Source organism: Actinoallomurus acaciae (genome assembly GCF_042429965.1).
Lineage (GTDB): Bacteria > Actinomycetota > Actinomycetes > Streptosporangiales > Streptosporangiaceae > Actinoallomurus > Actinoallomurus acaciae.
Window position 1 is genome coordinate 1 of record NZ_JBHLZP010000369.1, and the last position, 8,272, is coordinate 8,272.

An 8,272-nucleotide genomic window follows, 5' to 3' on the forward strand; every position below is an offset into this window, starting at 1 on the left:
CACCGGCTGGCGGCACGCGCCGCCGACGGCGCCGCGATGGAACGCCTGCGGGGCGAGGCGGCGGTGTGGCTCGGCGCCGAGATCGCCCGGGCCGCCCACCAGGCGCCGACGGAAGGCGCGCTGGACGCCCTCAACCGGCTGACCGAGCACTCGCCCGAGCACGCAGCCGTCACCACCGCCCTGCGTCGCGAGGTCCGCCTGGGAGACAAGAACGCCGGCCAGGGCCCGCTCGAACAGGACGGCCCGACACCCCCGGACAGGACACTCCGGCCCCGCCTGCGGGACGGCGACGCGCAGGACATCGTCGAGCGGGCGAAGAACCTCGCCGCGGACCCGTCCCAGCTCACCCCCGACCAGGGCGGCACGCACGCGCACCACGGCGGCACCGGGATCGCCCGGCCGGCGCACACGGAGTACCTGAGCATGGACGAGGTGCACTCGGCGCTGGACCAGCTGCGACCGTCGGACTTCGGCCGCGGGGTGACCGGCTGGCACTGGTCGCCGGACGGTACGACCCTCCACGTGGAGACCGAGCACTGGGGCACCGTGGACGTCAAGGTCGACATCAGGCCCCAGGTCGGGAAGATGCCGGGTACCGTCTCGGAGTTCCACCCGGGCAAGAGCGGCGAGCCGGCCGAACTCGCGATCGCGCAGTGGGCGATGACGCGCGAGGCGGCGGTGGCGGCGGGTCTGCCGACGGGAGAGGTCGCCGAGGCGGGCGAGGTGCTGCCGACGCAGCTGCGACACGCCGTCAGCGAGGCGACACAGCGGGCCTCGGCGGAGACGGCCCGGTCCGGCCAGGGCGTGGTCCGCCGGGTGGCCTCCCACGTGCGCGAGGCCGTACGCAACGACGCGCACGTCCGCCGGCTCATCGACGACCACCGCTACCTGGCGCGCCAGTGGCGGGAGGCGACGGACCCCGCCGAGCGGACGCGCATCGCGGGCGAGATCGATCAGGTGGCGCACGATCTGGGGACGGCTGGCCAGACGCCGCCAGAGCCGCCCTGGGTCCACGGGTCGGACGGGTTCATCCCCGGCTACGCGCAGCCGACCCCGCTGTCGGAGCTGACGGGTCGCGTGCACGCGATGGCCGAGGCGCTGAGCGACGACACCATGGCCCTCGTGGAGTGGGCCGGCGTGCACGAGATGCAGGCGCACCAGGCGCACCAGAACGTCGAGACGCAGAACGCGGCGGCCGCCAAGGCGGACGGGGAGACGGACCGCGGGGCACCGGAGCGCGCCCGCGTCGCCCGCAGCCAGGCCGAGGAGGAGGCGCGCGAGGCGGCGCGGAACGAGCACATCGCCGACAAGTACCAAGCGGCACGGGAGAAGGCCGAGGAGGCGCGAACGGCCTACCGGGCGCTGGAGTCCCACCTCGAGAACCTGGCCGCCGACCCGCCCTCGGAGGCGCAGGCGAAGGTGTCCGCCGACGCGGGACTGCTCCTCGCCCGCCGGGCCGAGGAGGCGTTCCGGGAGTACGAAAAGGCGCTGGACAACGCACTGTCGCCGGACATCGTGGGGCCGGACGCCATCATCACGGGCCGCCTGCCCCTGAGAGGCCGGCTCACCGACGTCAGCAACACGTTGCTGACCGGGGAGGGCGTCGGCCATCAGCTGAGCCCCGAGGGCTACGAGCACGAGCTGCGCGCGCAACAGGAGGCCTTGCTGTCGAAGGAGGGCGCCTGTCTCCCCGTGGGCGTGGACGGCACCCAACTCCGTGTCCGGATGCGTTTTCTCCACCCGGTCGAGAACCCCTACCCGGAGATGCGGCCCAAAGAGACGATCAGCGGCGGCTTCCGTGAGGGTGGTCAGTGGAACGCGGCCACGGCCAACCACAGCACCGTCGACGGTTTCGAGTACGACCTGGGCAAGCTGGCCCAGTTGGTGCCCATCGAGAACCACTACGCGCATGCGTTCAAGGGCTTCATGAAGCTGTTCGGGCCCGGCGGTGAGTACACGAAGGGTCACGGCTGGTCCGAGACGGGAAGCTTCCTGGACGACGCCCGCCCCGGCGACGTGGTGAACATCCGCGGAGGAAAGGTCACCGCGGTAGTGGGCGTGCCGGAGTACGACGTCTGGGTCGTCCACCCCGACGGCCGGGAGACACCGGTCGTGCATGTGACGACCGGCGCGCACGGTGACGTGACGACCGCCACCGCCCTGGTGTCGAACTCCTACACCCTCGAACCCCCGCGGAACGAGCAGGTCCTCCAACTGCCCCCCGGCGAGCGCGCGCAGACGACCCTGCCGCGCGGCAAGGTCATCGAGATGAACGGTCTCGACGAGTGGCGCGGCAAGGTGGTCAGTCAGCTGGAGGCCGCGGGCGTCTCACTGGACAGCGAGTCCCGCGAGCATCTGAGCCACATTCTGACCGCCGAGACCAAGAGCCATCTTAGCGCGATGGCCGACACCACGAGTCCGCTCCACAAGGGTCCGCTCCGCCCCATTCCGGGAACCGGCCTGGTCGTGCGGACCACCGCGGAGATCAACGTCGACCGGGCGGTGCCGTGGGCGGCCAGCAAGTCGGACTGGAAGGAGGTCGTCGAGGTCGGCTTCGGCGGCATCACCGGGTCCGACGTGTACAACGTCTCCACCAGCGTGTCCGTCAGCGTCCCGATCCTCCCGTTCATGAAGGCGATCGACGTTCTGCCGGGGCACGGCGAGTTCCCGGTGAGCTTCGGGCCGAAACTGGATGGATCACGCGGGGTCACCCACACCGAGACGGCGAACGTCGGCCGGACCAACATCCCGGTGACCGTGGCCCGCCACGTGGGGAACACCGTGGCGGAGACGTTCCCCGAGGGCTCCATCGTGGTGAAGGCACACATCTACTCGGTCAAGGGCAACTGCGTCATCGGGCCGATCACGCACGAGGTCTCCGCCAAAGCCCGGTTCGAGGAGTCTGAGGCCCTTCGTTATGGGCTTCCCGGCGACGTGGAGGCGCAGGTGAAGACGCCGGACGGTGAGGTGGCCCGGCGTCCCGACGGCTCGCGGGTGCTGCGCGACGACCCCGTGCCGGGCGCGCCCCCAGGCCGTAGGCCCGCCTTGCCGGTCTGGACCGGCGACGGCCCGGGGCAGATACGCGGCAACCCCGGATGGGCATCGGAGATCACCGGGGTCGACGAGGGCCTGGTCGACGGAATGCCCACGTTCAAGAAACACGGCCTCGTGCCGCAGGAGACCGACGAGGTCGGGCTGCCGCGGCCGTCGGAGAAGGAGCCGAACGAGGCGCAGCTCATGACGCAGGTGGTGAACCAGCGCAAGCTGGAGGAACTCGCCGACCGCGTTCGCACCGAGTACGGCCAGGCGCTCAAGGCGAGCGGCATCAAGACCGTGTTGAAGCACGTCACGCCGCACGGGGCGCCCGAGGAGTACGAGCTCACCACTCACGTCAAGCCGGATTTCAACACCTGGGATCCCGAGGGTGTGAGCACCGCCAAGAACCACGTCGGGCTGGGCATCGACTCCAAGAGCAACGGCCGGACCGTGACCAGGGCCGCGGCGGTGACCGGCGGCGGTGAGGTGTCCGGTGACCACAAGCCCGCCGAGCATCACTCCGGTGACGAAGAGAAGCTCGGCGTCTCCGGCGGTGGCAACCACGAGTCGAGCACGAGCGCGACCGAGTCGGTCATGATCAACGACGTCGACATCGTTGAGAGCGGTACCCCGAACCTGGTCGGGGGGCTGACCCACGAGGTCGTCCACACACTCCGTAACCCCGACGGCAAGGTGGTCGGTGAGTGGTCCGAGTCCGGGCACGTGAAGCTCGAGATACCGGTCGACTGGCTGCCGCGTGACGACGCGTCGGCGCCCCCGGCTCCCCCCGCGCCGGTGGATGCGGCCCCGCCGACGTCGCACAAGGTGGCCGCCGAGGCGATCTGGCGTCAGATCGACACCGGCGACATGATCGATCAGGTGCAGCAGAAGTTCCGCGAGAGGGGAGTTCGGCCGCCGGGGAGCATCGCGATCATCTTGAAGGAGACGAGCCTGTGCTCTCCCGGGAACGCCGCCAGGTGGCTCGGCCGCGGCTTGGAGACCTCGGTCAACACCGACCCGCACGGCATGCAGCCGAAGCGGTACACGATCAAGGTGACCGGGACGGTGGGAGAGTCGAGGCCCCTCGACGAGATCACCGAGGTCAGCGGAAAGATCAACCTTTCCGCGGTCGGCACGACGAGGACGACGGGGAGAACGAACGGGTGGAACGCCACCGGTTCGGGGGGCGGGACCGCCCACTACGGTGCCGACCTCACGGACGGCGGCAGCACCGACGTCAAGAAGACGGGCAACACCGCGACCAGCCACGCGAAGAGCCTCACCTCGGGTAAGGAACGGCTGAAGATCGAGATCGACCCGAAGGTGCCGAACTGGACGAACGTTCGTTTCCGCGTGGAGATCAGCGATCCGGACGCGGGGTGGACCGAACACGTGACCGTGGACGCCCCGAGCATCTACACGTTGTCGGAGAGCGATGCTCTGGAGCTGCAGGAGCAGGGTGAGCTGACGCTGTCGCCGGAGGCCATGGCCGACGTGATGCAGCGTTTCCTGGACGACAACCTCGTGTCGGACCCACAGGTGGTGGCCCGGCAGGTCGACCCCTATCTCGCCCGTCTCGGCGAGGCCCGGCGCGCGGGCGAGCCGCTGCCCGCGTTGTCGCAGGACCACACGGCGGAGGCGTTCGCCGACAGGGTGACCGCCGTCATGGGCGTCGGGCAGAGCGCGCCGGCAGGCACCCTGGAGCGCGCCCTGGCCGGCGCGCTTCGACTCGTGGCGACGGGGCAGGAGGCCGCGTTGCCCGCGATGGTCGATCGGACCGTGGGGACGAGCCTGATCGCGGGATATGAGTTCCACGGGCCGGACGGCCAGAAGATGAGCGTCTTCGACGGCGTGCTGAACGCCGTCTCACAACGTTCTCCTCAGGCTCTGTCGACGGATCCGACTCTGGGCCAGCGCCTGTCCGACCGCTTCGACGGCAGGACGTGGGAAGGGCTCATCGACAACATGTTCGACCCGTGGGGCTCCAGCGGGACCCTCCCCACCCGGGTCAAAGGCCCCGAGGGCACGGTTTCCAGCCAGCAGGTCAGTGTCCGGGTCCAGGGCGGGTTCACCGGGAGGCCGGTGAAGGTGGGCCACAGCAACCACGTGGTCCACATCGAGCAGCCGTACACCTGGGATGGCGAGACCCACACGACGACCCACAACCATTCGCTCGGCGGCGACGTCGACGTCTCCAACGGTTCGGCCGACGGCGGCTCCGACGGTACGGTCGCGACCGGGCGGAGCCGGTCCGAATCCCGCAACGTGGGTGACACCAGGATCAAGCTCAACCGGTACAGCCCGTACGACACCAGCGACACACCGCCCGGCAAAGAGGGCATGGCCAAGATCAAGCAAGCCGTCAAGTTCACGATCACCGCCGACCAGCAGCCCCTCGCGCCCGGCCAGACGAAGGTGAAGAAGCAACCGGAGGCCCCCGAACCCGTCACGGTCGAGCTGGAGGGGTACATCACACGGTGGGTCCCGGAGCGATGGCTCAGGCCGGTGGAGTCCAGCCCTGCCGAGGCCGGGCATCCCGACGCCACGTCGGCGCCCTCCGCCGAGCACCCGCCCGCGCGGCCGGCCGACCCGCGTCCGGTACCGCTGGTCGGCGACCGGTACTACGTGCACTGGGTAGAGGCGGAGCATGCGTACAACGTCATGCGGGACAACTTCGTCGAGCTGCTCGGCAAGGGATCCGAGCGCGAGGTCGAACGGCAACTCGCCCACCAGTGGTCGGCGATCGCACGGACGTCGCCGATGAACTTCCGGCGGATGGTCGGTGAGCAGGGCTATGAGTTCCACGTCGACTTCGGAAACCGGACGGCGACCACCAACGTCCACCTCGACCTGCACAACCTGGAGATCGAAGACGTCGGTGGCGCCGAGGTCAGCCAGGTCGACCGGTGGGAACACACGACGTCCGGGTCCGTCAGCGTCGGTCACATGGTGCCGCTCAGCGGCAGCGTCAAGGTCGTGGACGCCACCACCGGGTCCGGATACAAGCGGGCCAACGGCGCGCAGGCGTCGCAGACCATCACCGACAACAGCGGGCACCGCCACGAGACGAGCGAGTTCAACCAGTCGAACCACGCCGGGCTCGGGCCCGCCAAGGGCACCTTCCACATGGCCTTCTCCCAGGGCCGTAAGCAGATCCACCGGACCGCGGACGGCGAAGTGCACCTGACCTTCGCCGGCCACGAGCTCAACGCCACCCGGGAGGCGCAGGAGGCGGGCGACCCGCGAGGCCCGGCCTGGGACATGGCCTCGTCCGCCGGAAGGACCCGCCGGTCGCCCGGCGGTCCGAAGTTCGATGAGGTCCGCGTCGAGGACGGCAAGGGCGCGGAGGCGCTCACCGGGGCCATCATGCGGGCCAAGCTGAACGGAGGCGACGTCTTCGTCGAGGTCCATGAGGGTGACGCCCCGGCCCACCGCTACCGGGTCTCCCGGGACGGCACGGTGCACAATGAGGACGAGCTGCCCACGGGGGAGCCGTGGACGGACGGCGGATTCGCCGACGCCTTCACGGCCCTGCCCGAGCCGCTCATGCGCCTCGCCGCCGACCACGGGATCAACCTGCGGAGGGTGTTCGAGCAGTCGGCGGTGCGGGGCAGCCTCGCGGACAAGGTCCGCCATGAGCTGGCGAACCAAGGGGTGGCGATACCGGCCGAGGTGCAGCCCGTGCCACGCGACTGGCTGGCCGGGCCGCAACAGAGCCCGTACAGCGGCGGTCTGTCCGGCGACGGCGCGGGCGCCGCCGGTGGCATGGGGGCCTGATCCGATGACGTTCGCGGTGGCGCGGAGCAGGGACGAGGCGCACCTGTACCTCGACCTGCATCCCTGTGACGAATGCGGCTCGGTGGACACCACCTGGGACAGCGCGGTGGCCGTCGTCGACGGCGAGCTGGCGAACCGCTACACGGGCACGTGCGAGGGATGCGGAAAAGAGCGGGTGTTCTGGTTCGGCCTGCCCGAGCAGGAGATCATTCCGGAGGGGTACCCGACGTTCGGCGGGCCGGAGCCGTCGCAGCTGCTCGACGCGGGCCAGTGGCGCTGGGTGGCCGACCTCATCACCGGTGACCTGCCCGACGACGATCCCCATGAGGCGCGCCGTTCGCTCGCGATCGCGCGGGCGGCGGTCGAGGAGGTCGTGAAGTTCATCCCGCCCGGCGAGGACGCCGTGCCCGACGGGGCGTTCTGGTCCGAGCAGGGCCGGGAGGTGTACGAGGCGGAGCCGTCGCGGTTCGCCATCGACCGCCTGCTCGCCGCGCGGACCGCCTATCGTGAGCAGGCGGAAGGTTATCCGGAGGAGAAAGCATAAGCGTGACTGAACCGGCGCGGTACGCGAGGACCCTCGTGGAGGCCCACGTCCACATCGGCCTGACGGCGGCGGAGGCCGAGGCCGAGGCCGAGGGAGACGAGGCCCTCGGCGAGACCATCGACCAGACGACCCTCACCGAGGGCACGGACGCCTGGACGCTGCGCTATGAGGGCGCCGGCGGCCCGCCGATCGAGGTGCTCGTACGCTACGCGGACGAAGCCGAGGCGCGGCGCTACGACCTGCGGTTCGGCACGGGCGTCTCGGAGCTGGTCGACGCCGGGCAGTGGGTCCAGGTCGCCGCCATCTACGCGCGCCGGGCACGGCGCGAGAGTCTCTTCTTCGCCGAGAACCCGACCGGCGAGGAGCGCTACCGGTCGATCGTCGACGGCTGGGGTCTCGCCCGCGACGCGACCATCGAAGCGATCAAGTTCCTCACCGACGACGCCGAGGAGCTGGGGGACGACGCCTTCTGGACCGCGATGGGCACGAGCGCGCGCCGGGAGTCCCCCGAGCGCTTCACCCGCGAGCGGCTGGAGGACGACATCACCTTCTGCGAGCGGAGCCTGGAGGCCTTCCAGCGTCTCCACGCGGGTTAGACCACGTGCAGTCGGCGGGGCGGTGTCGTGGGTTCCGGCGTGGGCAGCCGGCCGTCGGCTCCGGGCACGAGCGAGCCGAGTACGCGCGGGCCGGTCGCCCCGGTGCATGAGGCGACGGTGCCCGGCAGGCCGTGCGCGGTGAGCCAGCCGAGCACGGCGAAGGCGTAGGCCTCCTTCGCTCCGGAGGGGATGCCGAGCTCGTCGATCGTCCGCAGCGACGCGCCCGCCCGGCGGTCCAGTTCGGCCGCGAGGTCGGCCAGCAGCGCCGGGTTCGCCGTGCCGCCGCCGGAGGCGATCACCTCGGCGACGCCGTACGGCG

General features: G+C 70.7%; 4 protein-coding genes. 3 read left to right on the forward strand and 1 reads right to left on the reverse strand.

The genetic code is table 11. The features are described from left to right. Positions 1–36 precede the first annotated feature (36 nt). Genes ACFFNX_RS34770 through ACFFNX_RS34780 form a run of 3 tightly spaced genes read left to right on the forward strand, consistent with a single transcriptional unit; the run spans position 37 to position 7,953 of the window. Entirely contained in the window at positions 37–6,813 is a 6,777-nt protein-coding gene (locus tag ACFFNX_RS34770; RefSeq protein WP_378210158.1) for a hypothetical protein, read from the forward strand. A 4-nt stretch (positions 6,814–6,817) separates the two neighbouring features. Further along, positions 6,818–7,357, forward strand: coding sequence for a hypothetical protein (locus ACFFNX_RS34775; protein ID WP_378210159.1), 540 nt, complete (start codon positions 6,818–6,820; stop codon positions 7,355–7,357). Positions 7,358–7,359: 2 nt separating this feature from the next. Next, positions 7,360–7,953, forward strand: coding sequence for a hypothetical protein (locus ACFFNX_RS34780; RefSeq protein WP_378210160.1), 594 nt, complete (start codon positions 7,360–7,362; stop codon positions 7,951–7,953). Here ACFFNX_RS34780 and ACFFNX_RS34785 read toward each other — a convergent pair. After that, on the reverse strand, positions 7,950–8,272 hold a 323-nt coding region (locus ACFFNX_RS34785; protein ID WP_378210161.1), incomplete at its 5' end, for an anhydro-N-acetylmuramic acid kinase. The genes ACFFNX_RS34780 and ACFFNX_RS34785 overlap by 4 nt on opposite strands.

Coding starts and splice junctions, on each gene's coding strand:
- ACFFNX_RS34770 (WP_378210158.1), top strand. CDS start 37: ATGGAACGCCTGCGGGGCGAGGCGGCGGTGTGGCTCGGCGCCGAGATC.
- ACFFNX_RS34775 (WP_378210159.1), top strand. CDS start 6,818: ATGACGTTCGCGGTGGCGCGGAGCAGGGACGAGGCGCACCTGTACCTC.